The 18388-nt window shown below is 59.3% G+C and carries 15 protein-coding genes; 5 read left to right on the top strand and 10 right to left on the bottom strand.

Annotation, left to right across the window (positions count from 1 at the left end; all coding sequences use genetic code 11):
- Position 1 precedes the first annotated feature (1 nt).
- The 3 genes from QWE_RS00325 to melA form a co-directional block, all read right to left on the bottom strand.
- Entirely contained in the window at positions 2 to 1009 is a 1008-nt protein-coding gene (locus tag QWE_RS00325; RefSeq protein ID WP_006724057.1) for an ABC transporter permease, read from the bottom strand.
- Between the two features lie 102 nt (positions 1010 to 1111).
- A complete protein-coding gene (locus tag QWE_RS00320) occupies positions 1112 to 3196 on the bottom strand; it encodes an ABC transporter substrate-binding protein (protein ID WP_006724056.1) in 2085 nt (694 codons plus the stop codon).
- 104 nt (positions 3197 to 3300) lie between these two features.
- Complete coding sequence (gene melA / locus QWE_RS00315; protein ID WP_006724054.1) at positions 3301 to 4767, bottom strand: alpha-glucosidase/alpha-galactosidase; 1467 nt, start codon at positions 4765 to 4767, stop codon at positions 3301 to 3303.
- Positions 4768 to 4967: 200 nt separating this feature from the next.
- Between melA and QWE_RS00310 the strand changes: the two genes are divergently transcribed.
- Positions 4968 to 5867: an AraC family transcriptional regulator gene (locus QWE_RS00310; protein WP_006724053.1), complete on the top strand. Its 900-nt coding sequence runs from the start codon at positions 4968 to 4970 to the stop codon at positions 5865 to 5867.
- 214 nt (positions 5868 to 6081) lie between these two features.
- On the opposite strand, the gene QWE_RS00305 is transcribed toward QWE_RS00310, so the two are convergent.
- From QWE_RS00305 to QWE_RS00285, 5 genes are all read right to left on the bottom strand, one after another.
- Entirely contained in the window at positions 6082 to 7131 is a 1050-nt protein-coding gene (locus QWE_RS00305; RefSeq protein WP_006724052.1) for an ABC transporter ATP-binding protein, read from the bottom strand.
- Positions 7131 to 8177, bottom strand: a complete 1047-nt coding sequence (locus QWE_RS00300) for an NAD(P)-dependent alcohol dehydrogenase (RefSeq protein ID WP_006724051.1) — start codon at positions 8175 to 8177, stop codon at positions 7131 to 7133. Before QWE_RS00300 ends, QWE_RS00305 begins: the two co-directional genes overlap by 1 nt.
- 7 nt (positions 8178 to 8184) lie before the next feature.
- Positions 8185 to 9003, bottom strand: coding sequence for a carbohydrate ABC transporter permease (locus tag QWE_RS00295; protein WP_006724050.1), 819 nt, complete (start codon positions 9001 to 9003; stop codon positions 8185 to 8187).
- The gene (locus QWE_RS00290) at positions 9000 to 9863 is read right to left on the bottom strand and encodes a carbohydrate ABC transporter permease (RefSeq protein WP_006724049.1); all 864 of its coding nucleotides are present in this window, start codon (positions 9861 to 9863) and stop codon (positions 9000 to 9002) included. Before QWE_RS00290 ends, QWE_RS00295 begins: the two co-directional genes overlap by 4 nt.
- A gap of 68 nt (positions 9864 to 9931) precedes the next feature.
- A complete protein-coding gene (locus tag QWE_RS00285) occupies positions 9932 to 11182 on the bottom strand; it encodes an ABC transporter substrate-binding protein (RefSeq protein WP_006724048.1) in 1251 nt (416 codons plus the stop codon).
- A 135-nt stretch (positions 11183 to 11317) separates the two neighbouring features.
- Here QWE_RS00285 and QWE_RS00280 point away from each other — a divergent pair, with 135 nt between their 5' ends.
- The 3 genes from QWE_RS00280 (at position 11318) to QWE_RS00270 (ending at position 14972) form a co-directional block, all read left to right on the top strand.
- Entirely contained in the window at positions 11318 to 12232 is a 915-nt protein-coding gene (locus QWE_RS00280) for an AraC family transcriptional regulator (protein WP_006724047.1), read from the top strand.
- A gap of 276 nt (positions 12233 to 12508) precedes the next feature.
- The gene (locus tag QWE_RS00275; RefSeq protein ID WP_040299195.1) at positions 12509 to 13534 is read left to right on the top strand and encodes a hypothetical protein; all 1026 of its coding nucleotides are present in this window, start codon (positions 12509 to 12511) and stop codon (positions 13532 to 13534) included.
- A gap of 49 nt (positions 13535 to 13583) precedes the next feature.
- On the top strand, positions 13584 to 14972 hold the full coding sequence (locus QWE_RS00270) for an MmgE/PrpD family protein (protein ID WP_006724045.1): 1389 nt from the start codon (positions 13584 to 13586) through the stop codon (positions 14970 to 14972).
- A 122-nt stretch (positions 14973 to 15094) separates the two neighbouring features.
- Here the strand turns inward: QWE_RS00270 and QWE_RS00265 are convergent, their stop codons facing one another.
- Complete coding sequence (locus QWE_RS00265; protein WP_006724044.1) at positions 15095 to 16471, bottom strand: amidohydrolase family protein; 1377 nt, start codon at positions 16469 to 16471, stop codon at positions 15095 to 15097.
- 5 nt (positions 16472 to 16476) lie between these two features.
- Positions 16477 to 17205: a winged helix-turn-helix transcriptional regulator gene (locus tag QWE_RS00260; RefSeq protein WP_006724043.1), complete on the bottom strand. Its 729-nt coding sequence runs from the start codon at positions 17203 to 17205 to the stop codon at positions 16477 to 16479.
- 265 nt (positions 17206 to 17470) lie between these two features.
- Here QWE_RS00260 and QWE_RS00255 point away from each other — a divergent pair, with 265 nt between their 5' ends.
- Positions 17471 to 18259 carry a winged helix-turn-helix domain-containing protein gene (locus tag QWE_RS00255; protein WP_083872791.1) on the top strand — a complete coding sequence of 263 codons (789 nt, stop codon included), beginning with the start codon at positions 17471 to 17473 and terminating at the stop codon, positions 18257 to 18259.
- The last annotated feature ends 129 nt before the right edge of the window (positions 18260 to 18388 follow it).

Genomic DNA, 18388 nt, shown 5'->3' with positions numbered 1-18388 from the left:
CTCAAGCCCTCCCCAATTCACGAACACGCGGGTCGAGCATCGCCAACAGGATGTCGGCAATGATGTTGCCGATGATCAAGGTTGCTGCGAGCACCATCATGAAGGTGGCGGTGACATAGACGTCACCCACGGCCATCGAGCCGACGATGGCCGGTCCAACCGTCGGCAGCGAAAAGATGATCGCAGTCTCGATCTCGCCGCTCAGCATGTAAGGCAGGACCACGCCCTGATACATGACAAGCGGATGGACAGCATTGGGAACGGCATGGCGCATGATGACCGCGCCCTCACCGAGCCCCTTGGCTCGGGCCGTCTCGATATACTGGGCGTTCAGCGTGTCGAGCAGGTTTCCCCGCATCACGCGCATGTTGTAAGCCAACCCCCCGAAGACGGCGATGGCAACGACAGGCCAGACATGGCTGACGAGATCGACGAACTTGCCCCAGGACCATGGCGCGCCACCATATTGCGGTGAGAAAAAGCTGCCGATCTCCGATACGTTGTAGTGGAACACCATGAGGTAGACGAGCACCAGCGCCATCAGGAAGCGCGGTATGGTCATGCCGAGGAATGAAATTGCCGACAGGAGATTGTCGATCCAGGAATACTGGCGCGTTGCAGCCCAGATGCCGAAGCCGATGCCGAGGAGCGACGCGAGAATGTGGCAGACGAGCGCAAGTGCAAGCGTGCGCGGCAGGCGTTCTGCAACAACATCGGCAACCGGCTTGTTGTAGTAGAAGCTGTAGCCGAAATCACCCCTCGTCACGATGCCGCCGATCCAGTTGAAATACTGAACCACCATCGGCTGATCGAGACCGTGCTCCACGCGGTAGGCCTGGGCCTGGGCTTCCGCCTGCTCGAACGAGGCGCCCCCCTGATTCATCAGCTGCGAGCGGATATAGTCGGCATAATCGCCCGGTGGTGCCTGGATGATCGCGAATGTGACAATGCTCAAGATCAGAAGCACTGGCACGGCAGACGCGATGCGTGTCAGGAGGAACCTCACCATCTCATACTCACTCCGTTGCGAAGGACGCAAGCCTTTGGCCGTCTGGTCGTTCGGTCCGGCCGCGCTGCCCGCGCGGCCGGTATGGTTCTTTTGGGAGGAAACCTAGTTGATCGGACCACCATCACCCGGCTTTCCGGGCAGCTGTTCGGAAAAGAGTTCATAATTGCCCTGCTTGTCAGCCGAGACATACATGCGCTCGCGAATGATGGAATCTTCCGCCCAGTTGAACATGTAGATCGGGGTTCCGGCCGGCACATTGGAGAACCGCTTGTTGATGATCAGGGCGCCCGGATACTCTGTGAGACCGATCGTATAGAGGTTCTCGGTATAGAGCTTCTGGTAGTCCTTCATCAGCGCTGCCTTCTCGGCATTGTCCTGGGAGCCGATGAAGCGATTGACGACCTCTGCCATCTCCTTCTCGAAGGGCATGATGTCGAGCTCCTTGCCCTCCGGCGCACGGTGGTTCCAGCTGGTGCGCGGACCAACCGGTGCCAATTGCTCCGTATTCTGTACAACGGAGGACAATTCGGTCGAGTTGCGGCGCACAGCCCAGTCGAAGCGGCCCGAATAATGCGCTGAATCGCGCTGGTTGGAATCAAGCGCATTGATCACCAGGCGAATGCCGAGCTTCGCCATCTGCCCGACCAGACCTTCGGCAAGGCTCTTGTCCGTGGTGTAGCCGTTGTTGACCAGAACAACGATCTCGACATTCTTTCCGCCAGCAGTGCCGGCTGGGAAATTGACGAAGCCGTCATTGTCGGTGTCTTCGAGGCCAATCTCTTTCAAAGCCGCCTTCGCGGCCTCTAGGTCAAATGGGTAATAGACGGTGGAAGCGCGATCGTAAAAGCTCGTGCCCGACGAAAGTCCGCCTGGATAGATCGCCGTAAAGGGGCCCTTTACCAGACTGTCGCCGATCGCCTTGCGATCGAGTGCCGAGGTCACCGCCTGGCGGAATTTGTGGTTGCGATTGAGCTCACGCACCGCTTGCTCGCGTTCGTCCGGATTGCCCCAGCCATTACCGGAGAAGTTCATGAGCAGGTTGTAGCCGATCAGGCGTGGCCCGAAGGCAAGACGCGCCGGTGCGTCTGGATCGGCAGCGCGCTTCAGGGATGCGACGAAGTTCTCCGGCTGCTCGAGATTGGAAAGATCGCCAGATCCGGCCACGGCCTGCACATCGCGATCGGCCCATGTCGAAAGCTTGTAGTGCAGCTCGTTGATATAGGGCAGCTGATGCCCTTCCTCGTCGACCTTCCAGTAGAAAGGATTGCGACGCAGCACGATGATGTCATCAGGACGATATTCAACCGGCACCCAGGCTCCCATGACCGGCATGTTCATGTATTCCGGCGGGAAGGCATTCTTGAACTGGTTATAGGTGTTGTCGGAATATTTCGGATGTACCGGTTTCAGCATGTGGGACGGGCCCGGGCAGAAATTCGGATAGGCCATCGAATAGAGATACTGCTTGGGAAAGGCCGTCTTGAAGGTCCATTCGACCGTGTAATCATCGATCTTGGCGAGCGTCGTGCCCTCGCCGAAGGCTTCAGGTGACGCGCCGCCGCCAAGCGGCGAGACCTGGGGGTCAAGAACGGCATCTTCCCAGTAGAACATGACGTCATCGGCGTTGAAGGCTTCGCCATCCGACCACTTGGCGCCCTTGACCAGATGCATGGTCAGCTTGTGACCATCCTCTGACCATTCCCAGCTCTTGGCGAGATTGGGGAGTGGTTCGGTCTCATCTGCCTCGACCTGGAAGAGCGGCGCGGTGCGCGTCAGGCATTCTGAAAGCGCGATATCAATGCCGCCCCAGCCCTGGCTCTGGCCGGCGATGTAATTCCAGCCCTCCGGCCGCCCGCCAACCACATGGCGAAGAGTGTCGCCATAGACACCAATGCCATCCGGCATGTTGCCGGTCTTGTAGACCAGCGGTTCTTCAGGCAGGCGTTCTTTCAGTGGCGGCAATTTGCCGGCCTCTTCGAACTTGGCCACCCAGTCGGGCTGGCTGTAGCTGTCCAGCGCCTTGAATTCCAGGATGGAATCGCGCGGCACATAGGTAACCTTGGCTTCGGCCGGAAATTCCGGCGGCACCGGCGGTGTCGTCGTCTCGAATGCATTTGCGCTGAGCGCGAGTGCAGACACGCCCATGCTCAATAGCGTGATACTGGTCAATCGGCGGGTATATGGCATCGTCTCATTCCTCCCTCTGGCCGCGCGCATGGCGCGTGCTGTTCCTCGATGATGACGAAAGCGACGACGGAACTCCCACTCCGCCGCCACCTCATTCAGTGGTATCAACCGGCCTTCTTCATGCCTGCCTTCTCGGCTCTCAATTCCTCGATGGAGCGCACGTCGCGGCGGGCAGCACCCGCCCATTCGCGTGTCTTGACCGCCGATGTCTTCAATCGCTCGCGGGCGGCAGGAACTGCATCAGCGTATTGTGGAAGCCAGCGAGCCTGCGCGACCACCATCTCGTCGACCATCTGCCAAACCTCTTCCGGCGTTGCGACTGCACCGACGAGCGGATCATGCAGTACCGCGAGCTTCAGAAGATCGATGTCGCCGGTCACCGCGGCATGAACCGACATGCGCTGTACATTGATTGAAGCCATGCAGGTTGCGGCACAGGCTTCCGGGATCGTGATGCCTGAGACCATGTTGATGCCGAAGCGATCAACGAAGCCGGGCGACTCGATGATCGCATCCGCCGGAAGATTGGAAATCACGCCGTTGTTCTTGACGTTGAAGTGTCCACGATAGACGCGCCCTGTTTCGAGCGCCTCCAGGATGTGGCTTGCATGTTCGTTCGAACGACGCGCCGGATCGATCGGCTTTGCGGCTGTCTCCAGGAAATGCGGGAATTCTGTCTCGAACCAGTTGCGGGTCTCGGTCGAATGGCGCAGATAGCCGCCCGTTTCGCCATGAATCCAGTCTGACATGTCGATCCAGCGGCTGATTTCCTCCGGACGCTTCCGGTACCACGGCAGATACTCCGACAGGTGGCCATTGCTCTCGGTCGAATACACCCCGAACCGCTTCAAGACGTCGATGCGAAGCTTTTCCTGTTGGGAATAGACCGGGTGAGCCTCGAAGGCGGCAACCAATTCGTCCTTGCCGATCTTCCGGCCATTGAGCCGTAGATCAACGAACCAAGTCTGATGGTTGATGCCGGAGCAGATATAGTCGAGCTCATCGACCGAATTTGCCCCCAGAACTTCCGCGATCTGTTCGGCGCCGTGCTGCACGCCGTGGCAAAGTCCGATCGTATCGACCTTGCCATATTCGATGGCGGCCCAGGTGTTCATCGCCATCGGGTTGGCGTAATTGAGGAACTTCACGTCCGGGGCGCAGACCTCGCGGATGTCCTTGCAGAAATCAAGGATCACCGGGATATTGCGTTGACCATAGAGAATGCCGCCGGCACAGATGGTGTCACCCACGCATTGGTCGATCCCGTATTTGAGCGGTATGGCGATGTCGTCTGCATAGGCTTCCAGACCACCCACACGAACGCAGCTGATGACATATCGAGCGCCCTCGAGTGCCCGTCGGCGATCCGTGGTTGCGGTGACTTTGGTCGGCAGATTGTTGGCTTCGACGACGGTCTCGAGGATCTCGCGGATCATGCCGAGATTGTGCTCGCTGACATCCGTCAGGGCGACCTCGATATTGCGAAACTCCGGCACACACAGAATGTCGGTGAACAATTTTTTGGTGAAGCCGACGCTTCCTGCACCGATGATAGTGATTTTGAAACTCATATCCTGCACCCTCCTGGCGGCAGCCGACCTCGATCCTGCCGTGTCGTCCAAGACACGGCGACGGCAACGGTCACAACCGCAAAATCCATAAATAAGAACGATTTAGCTGGGGCTTTTCCTCTTGGTCTGCCAGCAAGCTTCTCCTCGAATTCGGATTATGCGTATAATCGAACCGCGAGCCAGAGAAGGATTATGCTTTTATGGGTAATTTTGTGCTGCAAGATCTGATCGATCAGGGCCCTGTGGCAAGAAGCGTGTCGCTGCCGCGTGGACGCATGACCCTACATGCGATGCCGACCAGCAGCGGCTATGAAGTACGACGTGGCACGGATTATGACTGGGATGGCCGCAAGCGCGGCGCAGCTCCCTTCACCGTGCTACAGCACTCGATCAGCGGGCGCGGCAATCTGCGCTACGAAAACCGGACGATGCAGGTCAGGCCGGGTGAAACCCTGCTATTGCTCATCCCCCATAACCACCGCTACTGGCTGGACAAGGACGATCACTGGGAGTTCTTCTGGATCTCGATGAACGGTGAAGAAGCGCTTCGCATCCATCGGCTGATCCTCGGCATTACCGGTCCCGTCTTTCGGCTCGAGAAGGAGACCATCGACCAGCTCGCCCACTGCTGCCACCGGCTGGTGGTTGCCGGCAAGACGCCGGGGGCCGCCTCTGCGATTGCCTATGAGGCCGCCATGACGCTTTACGACGATGTCTTCGGGTCCCACCCAACCATCAGCCAGGAGTATCGCGCCTTGCAGCATGTGCTGAGCCACATCGAGGCGCATCTCGATCAGCGGCTGTCGGTCGATGACCTTGCAGATGTTGCCGGCCTCAGCCGGGCGCATTTCTCGCGCATCTTTGCCGCAAGCGAAGGCCAGCCGCCGGCCGAGTTCGTGCTACACAAACGCCTGCGCCGGGCGGCAAAGCTCCTGACGAAGACAGCCGACATGCCGATCAAGGAGGTGGCAGCGCTCTGCGGTTTTTCCGATGCCAACTACTTTTCAAAGGTCTTTCGCCGAGTTTACGGGACCAATCCAAGCGATTTCCGCACGAGTGGTATGTATGCCAGTGTGACTGGTCCATTGCTGTCACATTAAGGCGGATCCGACCGCAATCGTCAGGTGCTGTGACGTGAGCAAGGGAAGGCTTCCAGTTTGACCTCTGCACCGGCCTCTTTGATGACTGGCTGACCGCGGCCTTAAGATGGACGTCGTCTGTCGCTCACCAGAACAATGGCGAAGGGTGGGGCACGAGCAAGCGACAGCCCTCTCCCGCTCTGCTCGTTTGCCGGCCACCGGGTGCGCGCCTACCCTAGCCGAGGCGGCTCTGGGTCTTGGGATCGAAGAGATGCAGATCCTCAGGGGCCACATCGAAGCCAAGCAACTCCCCTTCGGCAACGCGGAGCGAGGCTGGAACGGAAACGCAGATTTCGTTCTGACCCATTCGCAGCGTCAAGAGCCGCGTTTCGCCGTGAAACTCATTGCGCTCGATCCGACCCCGGATCGCACCCTGGTCCGTGCTCAGACGAAGTGCCCCGGGTCTGATGCCGACGGTGACCGGGCCCGTCTTGATCGGAAAAGGTGTTGGCAGGGCGATATGGCTGTCCACGAGATCCTCGCCCGCCATGTCGAGCGTCAGGAAGTTCATGTTCGGCGTGCCGATGAAACCGGCCGCAAACACAGTGGCCGGCTTCTGGTAGATTTCTTCCGGCGTTCCCATCTGTTCGATCCTGCCGTCCTTCATCAGGACGATCCGGTCGGCAAGCGTCATCGCCTCAAGCTGATCATGGGTGACATAGATGCTGGTCGTCTTCAGATCGCGGTGCAGCCTGGCAATCTCGACGCGCAGGCTGCCGCGCAGTTTCGCATCGAGATTGGAGAGAGGCTCGTCGAACAGAAAGACCTCAGGTGTCTTGATCATGGCACGCGCGATCGCCACCCGCTGTTGCTGGCCGCCCGACAGTTCCGTCGGCTTGCGGGTGAGGTAAATGCCAAGACCGAGTGCCTCGACCACCGGTGCCAAGCGCTCCTCGATGGCAGCCTTGGGCGTGCCTGCCCGCTCGAGCCCAAAGGTGATGTTCTCACGCACGGTCATGTGGGGATAAAGCGCATAGTTCTGGAAGACCATGGCAATACCGCGGTCGCCCGGATCGCGGTCATTCATCCGCTCGCCACCGATGAAGAGATCACCGCCGGAGATGTCTTCGAGGCCGGCAATCATGCGCAGCATGGTGGACTTTCCGCAGCCGGATGGGCCGAGGAAGACGACGAATTCATGATCATCAATCTTCAGATCGAAGTCGCGCATGACTTCCAGCGCGCCATAGACCTTGCGGATAGCCCGGCATTCGACAGTAGCCATCACTTGCCCTCCCCGTCCACGATGATCTGCAACTTCACATCTTCTGGCCGACCTTCTGCTGCGCGCTCAAAGGCTTCAATCGACTGCTCGAACCCGTAGGTGCCGGATACCAGAGGCTTGAGATCAACCTTGCCGGCGGCGATCAAGGCCAGCGCCCGGTCGAAGACATTGGCGTAGCGGAAGACGGTCTCGATGCGGCATTCGCGAAAGCATGCGGCCGCAAGATCAACGGCCACGGGTTCGGGCGGCAGGCCGACAAGCACCACCGTGCCGCCCGGTCGAACCAGTTTGAACAGGTCTTTTATGGCGCCAGCCGCCCCCGAGCATTCAAAGACGATATCCGCACCCCAGCCGTCCGTTTCCTTGTTGACCGTTTCGACGAGGTCCACCTGCCTGAGGTTGACCCCGGTGATGCCGTCATAGCTTTCGGCAAGCTTCAGCTTGGTTTCGGAGAGATCCGAAATGAGCACGCGCGAGCAGCCACCTGCAAGAGCCGCAAGCGCCACCATGATGCCGATTGTGCCGCAGCCGGTCACCACGGCTGTGTCGCCCGGCGTGATTTTCGCCCGGGCTGCGGCCTGCATGCCAACCGCGAAGGGCTCGACCATCGCGCCTTCCGCGAAGGAGACGTTGTCCGGCAGCTTGTAGGTGAAGCTTGCCGGATGCACCGTCTCAGGTGTCAGCACCCCATGCACCGGGGGCGTTGCCCAGAACGTCACGGCCGGATCGACATTGTAGAGGCCAAGCCGCGAGGCGCGTGATTTTGGGTCGGGAATGCCCGGCTCCATGCAGACACGGTCACCGGGTTTCAGATGGGTGACATTGGTGCCGACTTCTGTGACCGTTCCAGCCGCCTCATGGCCGAGCACCATGGGCTCGTTGACGATGAAATCACCAATGCGGCCGTGAGTGTAGTAATGGACGTCGCTGCCGCAGACACCAACGGTGTGGATGCGAATGCGGACGTCGTCCGGGCCCATCTCCTGGGGTAGATCGATGTCGCGCAGTGAGAGTTCGCCGACACGCTCGAGGACAAGTGCTTTCATAGGATTATCAACCTTGATCGGATTTCTTGGAAAATGCGGCATTGAGACCACCGGCCAGGACCCCGAGCAGGATCAGGGGTGGCAGGGACAATAGGACGACGGCGGCGTTCAAGATGCCCCAGGGCACGTTCATGCCGAGCTGCGACATCTCCGAGGCAATGATCGGCAAGGTCTTGGCCTTTGAGGTCGTGAGCATCATCGCGAGCAGGAACTCATTCCAGACGAGCACGAATGAAAAGGCGATGGCGCCGAAGACCTGGAAGCGCGCAATGGGAAGCGCGATCCGGAAGAAGGTGGCGTAAGGACCCAGGCCATCGACGCGGGCGGCCTCTTCCACATGCAGGCTGACCCGTTCAAACGCCGGCACCGACAGCCAGATGGTGATCGAGGCCGTCACGATCAGATAGGTCACGATCAGCGACAGGCGGGTATCGTAGAGATCGAGCCCAAGCCAGATGACCAGCATGGGAATGGCAATCGCAACCGGCGGCAGGAAGCGCAGCGACAGGACGAAGAACTGCGCTTCGGCGGTGATCCGGTTCTTGAAGCGGGCGATGACATAGGCGGCGGGAACACCGATCACGGCGCCGAGCACAACCGCACTCGAGCAGATGATCAGCGAATTGACGAGAGCACGGGCGACTGATCGGCGGTTCAGCACGTAAGCCATATTGTCCCACACCGGCTGAAAGAACAGCTTCGGCGTCGAGACCAGGAGGTCGGCATTGGTCTTGAAGGCGTTGAGCAAGGTCCACAGGAGCGGCAGCACGACGAGCGATGCGGCCAGAACCAGAAGCAGCCTGAGCAGAAGGGTCGAGAACTTCATCGGTTCAGCCTCTTCCAGGTAAAGGTGAAGGTGACGATGGTCAGCACCATCATAATGACCGCCATGGAGGACGCGTAGGAGATCTTGCCAGCTTCGATGAAGCCCTGCGAATAGGCATACATGTCGAGCGTCTCCGTGGAGATGCCGGGGCCGCCGCGGGTCATCACATAGACGAGATCGAAGGAGCGCAGGCTCTCGATCGCCTTGACGAGAAGCAGGCTGATCAATGGCGCTTTCAGCATGGGTAGCGTGACGAAGCGATGGATCTCGAAACGGGTCGCCCGATCGATGCGCGCCGCTTCCAAAGGCTGCGGCGGCAGGGATTCCAGGAGCTTGAGGATGATCACGGCAAAGAACAGGCCCCACTGCCAGACATCGACAAAGGCAACGGCGAGAAGCGCACCGAGCGGCGTCGACAGGATATCCGGCGTGACGCCGGTGATCTCGCGCACCGGCCATGTCAGCGCGCCGTAAAGCGGGTGGAAGGCAAACTTCCAGACGAAGGCTGCACAAACACGCGGCAGGAGAACGGGAATGATGAAGAGCACGCAAAGCAGGTTGCGCGCCCTAGGGCTTGCCGCCTCGAACATGGCAATACCGAGAGCGAGCCCTGTCACCATGGTCGCGGTGACGCTGATGATCTCCCATTTGAATGACACCCAGAGTGCATTCAAGAAGCGGGCATCGGAAAAGAGAGCCAGATAATTGGTGAACCAGACATAGTCTGCCTCGGGTGCCGAAAGGGTCCGGTTCTGAAGCGATATGTTGATCGCGTAGATCGTCGGCACGAGGGCGAGCACGATCAGGATGAACAAGGGTGGGCCGAGAAAGACGTAAGGCAGCGAGCGTCCGCGGCGCATGGCAGATCCTTTGATTAAGAAAAAGGGGCGCGCCAGAAGACGCGCCCGAGTTGGCTGCTTGGGGGGTCTTAAAGTTTGGCGGCGAAGGCTTCCAGTTCGTCAAGCGTCGCCTTGACATCGGTGCGGCTGCCGGTGATCAGCTCTTCGAGCATGATGCCCCACTGATTGCCCAGCTCCTGCCAGCGCGGATCCTGCCAGAATGTAACGGTGGTCTTTTCACCGGTCGCAGCCATTGCGTCGGCGAGGTTCTGACCAAAGGTCGTCGCATATTCCGGGCTCTGATAGGTGCTGGTCCGCGTCAACTCGCCCGGCTGGCCGGCGGCAAGGCGACGGGCCTCCTGCTCCTTGGAGGTTGCCCAGGCAACGAAAAGACCGGCGCAGGCCTTTTCCTCATCCGTGGCATTGGCCTTGGAGGCGATCGCAAAGCCATGGGCGTAACCGCCACCCGGCAGCGGCGACGGCGGAACCGAGAAGGCGACCTTGTCTGCGACCTGGCTTTGCGCCTTGTCGACCGACATGCCGCCAAGCGGTGCGGATTCGATGATGATCGCGACCTTGCCGGAGCGGAAGGCGCCGGTCGATTCATCCCAGGAGCCGGTCTGCGTGCCTGGAGCCGAATATTTGAAGAGTTCCAGATAGGTTTCGGTCGCCTTCACGGCTGCATCCGAGTTGAAGGCTGGCTTGCCGTCCTTGAACCACTCGCCACCATTGGCCTTGAAGAAGGGCATCCAGCGCCAGACATTGGCGCCCGAGCCGCGCTGGCCGCGAAGTGCTGTGCCATAGACACCATTTGCCGGATCATGCAGCTTCTGAACGGCTGCGAAATATTCGTCCCAGGTCTTGGGAGGCTCGATGCCTGCCTTTTCGAGAAGATCGGTGCGATAGACCATCAGATCGCCGCCGCCCTGAACCGGCGCAAACCACTGTTTGCCGTCATAGGTGGCTGCCGCCCGCATGCCGGCGTCGAAGTCGTTGTAGTCGTATTCGGCGGGGTAGAAGCCATCAAGCGGCACGATCCAGCCCGAAGAGGCAAACAGCGCCAGATTGGCTTCGTCGACATAATAGACGTCGAAGCTGCCAACGGTTGATGCGTCGGCCTGCGACTTGGCGCGGCGATCGTTTTCGTTGAGATAGCTGATCTCGAAGCCGGCACCGGAAAGCTCCTCGAACTCGTCGACATAGTCTTCGAGAAGCGTCAGACCGTCGCGCGGCTGCGCCAGGATGCGGACGTCATCCGTGCATTGTGCGGCGGCAAAAGCGTTCGAGGCGGCAAGTAGAGCGATGACCGCGCAGCCTGCGCGGAGAGCATTCAGTGTCATGATTTCCTCCCTTGATGGCAACTCCCTTGCCATCGACGGGGGCACTTTTGCCGAAGACGTGAGCCCGAACTAGTTGGACTTCGACGCAGAACTGATATTATTTTGACATTTGTGCAGCACAACATGGACGCTTGCATGCCTATTGCACCAGATTTTCCGCAGTCTCCCTTAGAGACCTTCACTGCCACGCGTGAGCAGATCGTGCTCCCCGGTGGCGCGTCCTACCTGATCCGCCGTGACGACTATCCCAATCCGATCTGCATCTGGAACTACCATCCCGAATGGGAGATCCACTTCATCCCGGACGCCAGTGGCTTTGCTTATGTCGGAGACTATATCGGCCCCTTTCGGCCTGGACATCTGATGCTGACCGGCACCAATCTGCCGCATAACTGGATTACCCCCGGTGCTCCGCCGCTCCCCGGTCGCGACATGGTCCTGCAGTTTGATGCCGATGCCTTGATTGGCGTACGGGCTGTCTGTCCTGAATTCGAAGTCCTCCACCGGCTCAAGCCATTGGCTGAGCGTGGGATAGAAATTCTGGGCAAGGAAGCCAGTTTGATTGGCCACATGATCCTTGAGCTCCATGCGATCGGCCATCGGGGCGGACTTGGCCTCTTCCTTGAGATCCTGGAGGCAATCGATGCCGCACCTGAAAAGCGTCTGCTGGCCAGTGAACATTTCATTTCGATCTACAATCAGGTGTCGGATCGAAGACATCGGCGCATCGACCAGGCCATTCAGATTCTCCAATCGGATCCTGGCGCGCAAATGCACGAGGTGGCGCAAAAAGTCGGTTTTGAGCCTTCCGCTTTCTCGCGCGCCTTTCGCCGTCTGACCGGCATGAATTTTTCCGACTACAGTCGCTCTGTGCGGGTCTGGCGGGCACGAACCCTTTTGAGTGAAACCCAGACCTCGATAACCGATATCTGCTTCGAGGCCGGCTTCAACAATCTGTCGAATTTCAACCGCACCTTCCGTTTTGAAACGGGTCTTACGCCGCGCGCCTATCGAAAGGCGGCCAGGATTAGGGCAAAGTCGCTTCTTTGATCCTGGATCAATGACCTCGGATCTTGGATCTTGGATGTTGGATCTGGCAATGGGCGAGGTCGTCAGATGTGTCGACCGACGTTAGACGCTGAGGCTTCACCGATCTTGTCCAAGTCTTTGCCAAGACTTCGCCTTTGAAACCTGCGGGGTCCGCTATCATTCGCTCCTGTCGCGGTCAAAACGCATTCGGGAGGAACAGGTCACATGCTTGCCAATCAGGTCGTTTCACATCTCGCCTTGAATTTGCGGTTCAGCCCGCATCGGACAGAGCCCGTTGTGCTTGACGAAACTCTGATCGTCACCAGTGGCTCAGCCTTGTCGGTGGCGGAAGTCCATGACGTGCTGGATCAAGCCTGGATAGATATCCGCAATGGTCGGGCACTCGGCCACAAGTCCGTATTGTCGCTCCCCGAGGACGCATTCTGGCGAGAAGCCGGTTTTGACACCCGGCCCGGCGAGTTTGCCGGTGAGAGGCTCGGTTGGAAACTCTCGTGCCTTTATGGGGCAAATCCCGATTTTGCCGGGGTCAAGGTCATCGGCGCCAATGCCTTCAACCGGCTCTTGGGCCTTCGGCGCTCCAGATCAACCTATATTCTCATGGAAAAACTCACCATGCAGCCACTTGCGATCGTCGATGCGACGGCGCTTTCGGCCGCCCGCACCGGTGCCTATGCCTCCCAGGTGCTCGGTCTTTGTCCGATCAAAACAGACGCGATCACTGTGTTCCTGTTCGGTGCGGGGCCAATTGCGGAGGCAATTCTTGCCTCGCTTTCTGATCGCGCAGCGCGACCCATTGCCCGCGTCTATCTCAAGGCTTTACGGCTTGAAAGCGCAAGAGCGCTGGTGGCGTCGCTGTCCACCTCCCTGCCCTTCGAACTTATCGCTGTTGAAGACAACCGCTTTCTGGTCGAAGCCGATTTTGTGATCACAGCCACCAATTCCGATAAGCCCGTATTCGCAGATGATGAGCTCAGGCGGGACGCCTGTCTTCTTCATCTGGGAGGCGATGAGGTGCCGGTGGAGACCTTGCGACGGGTCCTGCGGCAAGGCCAGGTCGGCTGTGACGATCTGGCGACTGTCTCGAGGCGAAACTCGCAAAGCCTTGCCTTGCAGTTCTCAACGACTGGCTCCTCGCTCGAGGCGCTCGGTCCTCATCTTGGCATTCTGGAGCTGGGGAAGACATCCAACTGGCGCCTTCAACCAGGTGCGCCACTTTCAGTTACCTGTGTGGGTCTGCCGGTGCTCGATCTCTATGTGGTGGCTGCTCTCTTCCAGAAGTACCTGGTGCAGACGGCGGTCTGAACGCAGGCAACCGGCCTGGTAAGCTTGGACTGACGAGGAGGAAGTCATCATGCCTTTTCTAACGCATCGTCTGGCTCGTCATGCACTGGAAATCGATGCAAGGCGGCTACCCGACGAGGTGAGGGAGGTGGCGCTAGGTTGCGTACTCGATCTTTTGACCGCAGCACTTGCAGGTGTGCGATCGCCAGCTCCGGCGGCTGCCCTTGGTGTATCTGAATGGCTTTACGGTTGCGGTCCGGCCCCGGCCTGGTTCACCGGACAGAAATTGTCGCTGCTGTCTGCCCTGCTTCACAATGCGCTCTGTGCGTCTGCCCTTGATCTTGATGATGGCAATCGGGCGGCCCGCGGTCATCCCGGTGCAAGCGTCATTCCGACGGTGCTTACCCTCGCCTCGACCATGCCGCAGAGCCGTGGCGATGAGATCCTCTCGGCCATCATTGCGGGTTATGATGTCGGCGTCAGGATTGCTGCAGCCCAGAAAACAGAGGCAATCCTGACACGTCAGACCGGACGATGGGCGGCCTTTGCTTCTGCCGCTGCGGCTGGACGGCTCTTGAAAGCAATGCCGGAGCATCTGGCGCAGGCTTTGGCGATTGCCGGTGTGACCGCGCCCAACCAGCGGGCAAACGGCAGTTCCGGCTATTCGCGCATGACCGGCAATCTGGTGAAAGAAGGTATCGCCTTCAGCGCGCAGCTTGGTCTGCAGGCCGTGTTCCTGGCGGGAGCCGGGTTCACCGGCCCGGTCGACCTGCTTGATCACCAGCACTTCTATGATCGAGCCCGTATTCTCGATCGACTGGGGAGCCGGTTTGAGATCCTCGACACATACTTCAAGCCCTATGCCTGTTGTCGCTACATCCATCCGGCCCTGGACGCCTATGGCGCATTGTGCCGTGATCATGGTTTCACGGTGGCTGATATCGACCACATCGAGGTGGAAACCTTCGGCTTTGCCTTGAAGCTTGCCAATAGTCCGGATCCGGAAAACCTGACGGCCCTGCAATACAGCCTGCCCTATTGTCTGGCAGTGCTCGCAATCCTCGGAGAAGAGGCGCTCACACCAATTGGGCCCGACCTCTTGGCCCGGTCGGAACTGTCGGACTTTGCCTCTAAGGTCAAGCTGAGCGTGAACGCAGAAGCGGAAGCGCAGTTTCCGATGAAGACCACTGCGATGCTCACGGTTGCCCTGAGGTCCGGGGCGCTGCTTGTTTCCAAACTGACAGCTGCGCGTGGCGACCCATCCGAGCCCATGGATTATAAGGCGCTTGCTGCAAAATTCCGGCGGGTGTCGCGCGGGGTGATCTCGCAGGTCGAACAGGACAGAATAATCAACTCGGTCGTTTCGCTGAGCGAGGGCGATGCTGACGAGCTCATGCAACGGCTGGGTCAGAAAATCACGGCGAGCCTCGATGCTGGTATGGGCTCGTCTGAGACCTGACGCGCCAATCGAACAGCAGAACCCAGCCGTTTCGGCCAAACTGGTTCAAGACCCGCGTCGAAAGCAGCGCCTATACGGTTTCGGCGGATCGAGTATCGCAGCGACAGTTGGCCCTGCGCTTCTTATGCAGACAGAAGCGCGCCGTTCCAGACACGTGCCTGGCCGGCGATGAAGACATGCCTGACCCTGGAGATGTTGTGGGCTTCGGTCATGACGAGATCAGCCCTTTTGCCGAGCGCCAGAAGGCCACGATCGCCGAAGATCTCCGGAAAGACCCGCGCGACATTGCCGGTTGCCAGCGCTACCGCTTCTGTCAGGCTCTTCCTGTTGACGCGTGTCATCCTGTGCAGAGCGGAAGGGATTGTGTCCCAGTCTCCGCCGGCAAAGTCGGTTGAGATCGTGTCCACCAGTCCAGCCTCGACGAGCGCATCAAAAGACTCCGGACCGTTTCGGAAGCGTGTCTCGACCACGTCAAGCGTCGATATGTCGACTTTCGCACCAAGATCTTTCAGACGAGCGGCGTAGTCGACGGCTTCATCGGTAAGAAAGGAAGGATGATTGGCATGGGCTGCAATCATGCGCAGTGCGGGGTACTGTTGCTGGAGGAGAAGAAGCGTTTCCGCCGTCGGTGGCGCGTGGTGGAAGATCGCAGGAAGATTGTGCCTGACGGCGGCGTCTGCAACTTCCTTAAGCCCAACAAGCGCGTGTTCGACGGGTGCCAGAACGTGCCGTTCAAGCAGGCCTCTCAGTTCCAGCGTCGAGATCTTGTCTGCAATTGCCGCCTCGACTAGAAGCTCTTTGACGGTGCGTTCGCTTGCCGTTGCACGACCGTCCAGCCTGCGCCCGAGCACCGCTTCCTTCAGGCGTCGAGCCATCTGAACGCTGATCCGCAGACCGGTATATTCCTCGATCGCATCGGGAATGAAGCGGTAGTCCTGCGCACCGCCTCCCAATGTCTGGCCACCACCGGCCTCTCCCAGCACTCGACAGCCGCTCAGAACGAGATCATCGATGCTCGAATGTCGATGTCGTGGTGTAAGCCCGCGCCCATCAATCTCGTCTGCCGCCAGGATCGAATGGGGCGTATGGGCGCTTGTCATGTGGATGTCCATCGGATGGGCACCCAGTTCTCCGTCACGTTCATCCGCCATGGCGAGGCCGCAAACATTGATGAGAGAGGTCGTGCCGGAGAGAAGATGCCGATTGCGCTGCCAGCTGACCTGTGCCGGGGATAGCGGTGGCGAGCCGCTCGGCATGGACGGGCCGGCAATGGTCGCATGCGCGTGCCCGTTGATGAAGCCGGGCAGCATCATCAGGCCTTCGGTCGAAATGACCGTCTCGCTCTCGGCGGCATCGGCCATGCCTGGAGAGAGTTCTACGATGACGCCTGCACGAACCCGGATAGACGCAGGCTCAAGCATGGTTCGCCCGTCGCCGGTGATGAGGCTGCCGCCGCGAAACAAAATCCGGTCGTTGGCCGCCCTGTTGCCGTCCATCATGAGATTCACTCCTTTGGGCCTTCGGGCTCGCCTGCATCGAGTGCATAGCCGCTTCCCCTGACGGTGCGGATCAGATCCTTGGCACCACCTGTCATCAGACGCCGTCGCAAGCGGCCGATATGGATGGTCACCGTGCGAGGTTCGACATAGATGCCCCTCGGCCAGGCCCCAGCAATCAGAGCCTGGCGGGAGTGAACAGACATCGGATCTTTGGCGAGGGTCACCAGCAGTTCGAATTCGATGCGTGTCAGAGAGACTTCCCTGCCCCCACGCCACACACGCCGTGCCCGCAGATCAATCTCGACATCGCGGTGGACGATGACCGGTTCATTCCCGAGGTTCGATTGCCTCGTCTGCCGCCTGACGGCATCCAGGATTGCTCTCGGTTCGGCCGGGCGCATCAGCGCATCATCCATGCCGGCGGACAGGAAGTCGGGATAGCTGGAGCTTAAGTCCTGACCGATGAGCCCGACAATGCGACAGTCCGGGGAGGCCCTGGTTTCCCGCACCGACCGGCAAAGTGACAGTGCACCCTCGAGGTCGCAATCGATCAATGCAAGCACCGCCTGTTGCTCGACAATCTTGCTCAACGCACTGTCTTTCGTCGTGGCAAGCTCGACCGTCAGACCATCGCTTTCCAACAGATGCCGGAGAAAGACAGCAAGCTCCCCTGCGGCCGAGCCGATGACAACTAGAGGTGCGTCATGGAGCGCTGCACCATTTCGCTCTTGCATGAACAGGCCTCTACTCCTGTTGATTTGCGCCATCAGCATGGCACTGCATGCGCGCTTGTTCAAACGCTAAGTGCACGCAATTTATGTAGAATTGTTGCGGATTTGGGCGAGATCCAGCCTAGCAGATTTGTCACTTGGCAAGCCTCGTCAAAAAAGCCCCAATAAGGACTGCGCGCCGAAGTTGAAGGCGCTCGATCGATAATCTGCATCTGCGCGTCATTCATTCGATTGCCGAACGCGCGGTGAAAGCAGAAGGGGCGACCATATGGGAAAACCCAGATCCTCGATGCCGTCCGGCGTCGAAACCGGTCTTGCGGATCGGCGGGCCGAGCTTCTCGTGTTGTTGCGCAGGAGCGAGAGGAGCAAGCGGATCATCAACGCTCTGCAAGGTGATTATCTCGTCAAACGCGTCTCGAGCACGTCAGCACTGCGTGCGACGCTTTTCGTCCAAGGGAGCGATCTCCTGCTTGTCGACAGCCTTGCACAGGGACAGGAGGACATGGCGCAATTCTGTCGCAACATTCGTCTCACCAGCTCCGTTGCCATCATTGCCTTGATCGACACGGAAGATCCCGAGGCGCATATTGAAGTGCTGGAAGCAGGTGCCGACGAATGCTTCCCAAAAACCTTGTCGATCCGCGAGATCAAGGTGCGCATCTCAGGTCTTATGCGGCGGATGCGCTTGAGCCACGCGGCAGGTTCGCTCAGTGGTGTCTTGCGATTTTCTGGCTGGTCGATCGACCCGCATCGTAGACTTGTCACAGATCCTAGTGGTCAGACTGTTGATCTGACGACCGCTGAATTCGACCTGTTATGGGCCTTTTGCCGCAATAGCGGCAAGCCACTGTCAAGGCATCAGCTCTTGGGCTTCACCCGTGCCGGCGCAGCAGGCCCGCTGGAACGCAGCATTGATGTTCATGTCAGTCGACTGCGGCGCAAGATCGAGTTCAACCCGCGCCGCCCGATCATGCTTCGGACCGTCCGGCTTGGCGGCTATATCTTCACACCGCGTGTTGAGGGCTTGACCGATCAATCCGACAGGTCCGACGGTTGAGCCTTGTCGCGCCTGCCCTCACCGAGCCAAACGGACAGGAACCTGGCCGCCCGGTCGGGCTGCAATTGTGGCCAATGTTAATTTTTGTTTCTTTTATCTCGCCAAAGTTGCGCGGCGGGATCGGCCATT

The organism is Agrobacterium albertimagni AOL15 (genome assembly GCF_000300855.1).
Lineage (GTDB): Bacteria > Pseudomonadota > Alphaproteobacteria > Rhizobiales > Rhizobiaceae > Allorhizobium > Allorhizobium albertimagni.
The sequence above is the reverse complement of the archived record's forward strand: the minus strand, read 5'-3'. Positions and strand labels throughout refer to the sequence as shown.

Bases quoted from the DNA above. Each gene is read 5' to 3' on its own strand.
- QWE_RS00325 (WP_006724057.1), bottom strand. From the start codon at position 1,009: ATGGTGAGGTTCCTCCTGACACGCATCGCGTCTGCCGTGCCAGTGCTT.
- QWE_RS00320 (WP_006724056.1), bottom strand. From the start codon at position 3,196: ATGCCATATACCCGCCGATTGACCAGTATCACGCTATTGAGCATGGGC.
- melA (WP_006724054.1), bottom strand. From the start codon at position 4,767: ATGAGTTTCAAAATCACTATCATCGGTGCAGGAAGCGTCGGCTTCACC.
- QWE_RS00310 (WP_006724053.1), top strand. From the start codon at position 4,968: ATGGGTAATTTTGTGCTGCAAGATCTGATCGATCAGGGCCCTGTGGCA.
- QWE_RS00305 (WP_006724052.1), bottom strand. From the start codon at position 7,131: ATGGCTACTGTCGAATGCCGGGCTATCCGCAAGGTCTATGGCGCGCTG.
- QWE_RS00300 (WP_006724051.1), bottom strand. From the start codon at position 8,177: ATGAAAGCACTTGTCCTCGAGCGTGTCGGCGAACTCTCACTGCGCGAC.
- QWE_RS00295 (WP_006724050.1), bottom strand. From the start codon at position 9,003: ATGAAGTTCTCGACCCTTCTGCTCAGGCTGCTTCTGGTTCTGGCCGCA.
- QWE_RS00290 (WP_006724049.1), bottom strand. From the start codon at position 9,863: ATGCGCCGCGGACGCTCGCTGCCTTACGTCTTTCTCGGCCCACCCTTG.
- QWE_RS00285 (WP_006724048.1), bottom strand. From the start codon at position 11,182: ATGACACTGAATGCTCTCCGCGCAGGCTGCGCGGTCATCGCTCTACTT.
- QWE_RS00280 (WP_006724047.1), top strand. From the start codon at position 11,318: ATGCCTATTGCACCAGATTTTCCGCAGTCTCCCTTAGAGACCTTCACT.
- QWE_RS00270 (WP_006724045.1), top strand. From the start codon at position 13,584: ATGCCTTTTCTAACGCATCGTCTGGCTCGTCATGCACTGGAAATCGAT.
- QWE_RS00265 (WP_006724044.1), bottom strand. From the start codon at position 16,471: ATGATGGACGGCAACAGGGCGGCCAACGACCGGATTTTGTTTCGCGGC.
- QWE_RS00260 (WP_006724043.1), bottom strand. From the start codon at position 17,205: ATGCAAGAGCGAAATGGTGCAGCGCTCCATGACGCACCTCTAGTTGTC.
- QWE_RS00255 (WP_083872791.1), top strand. From the start codon at position 17,471: ATGGGAAAACCCAGATCCTCGATGCCGTCCGGCGTCGAAACCGGTCTT.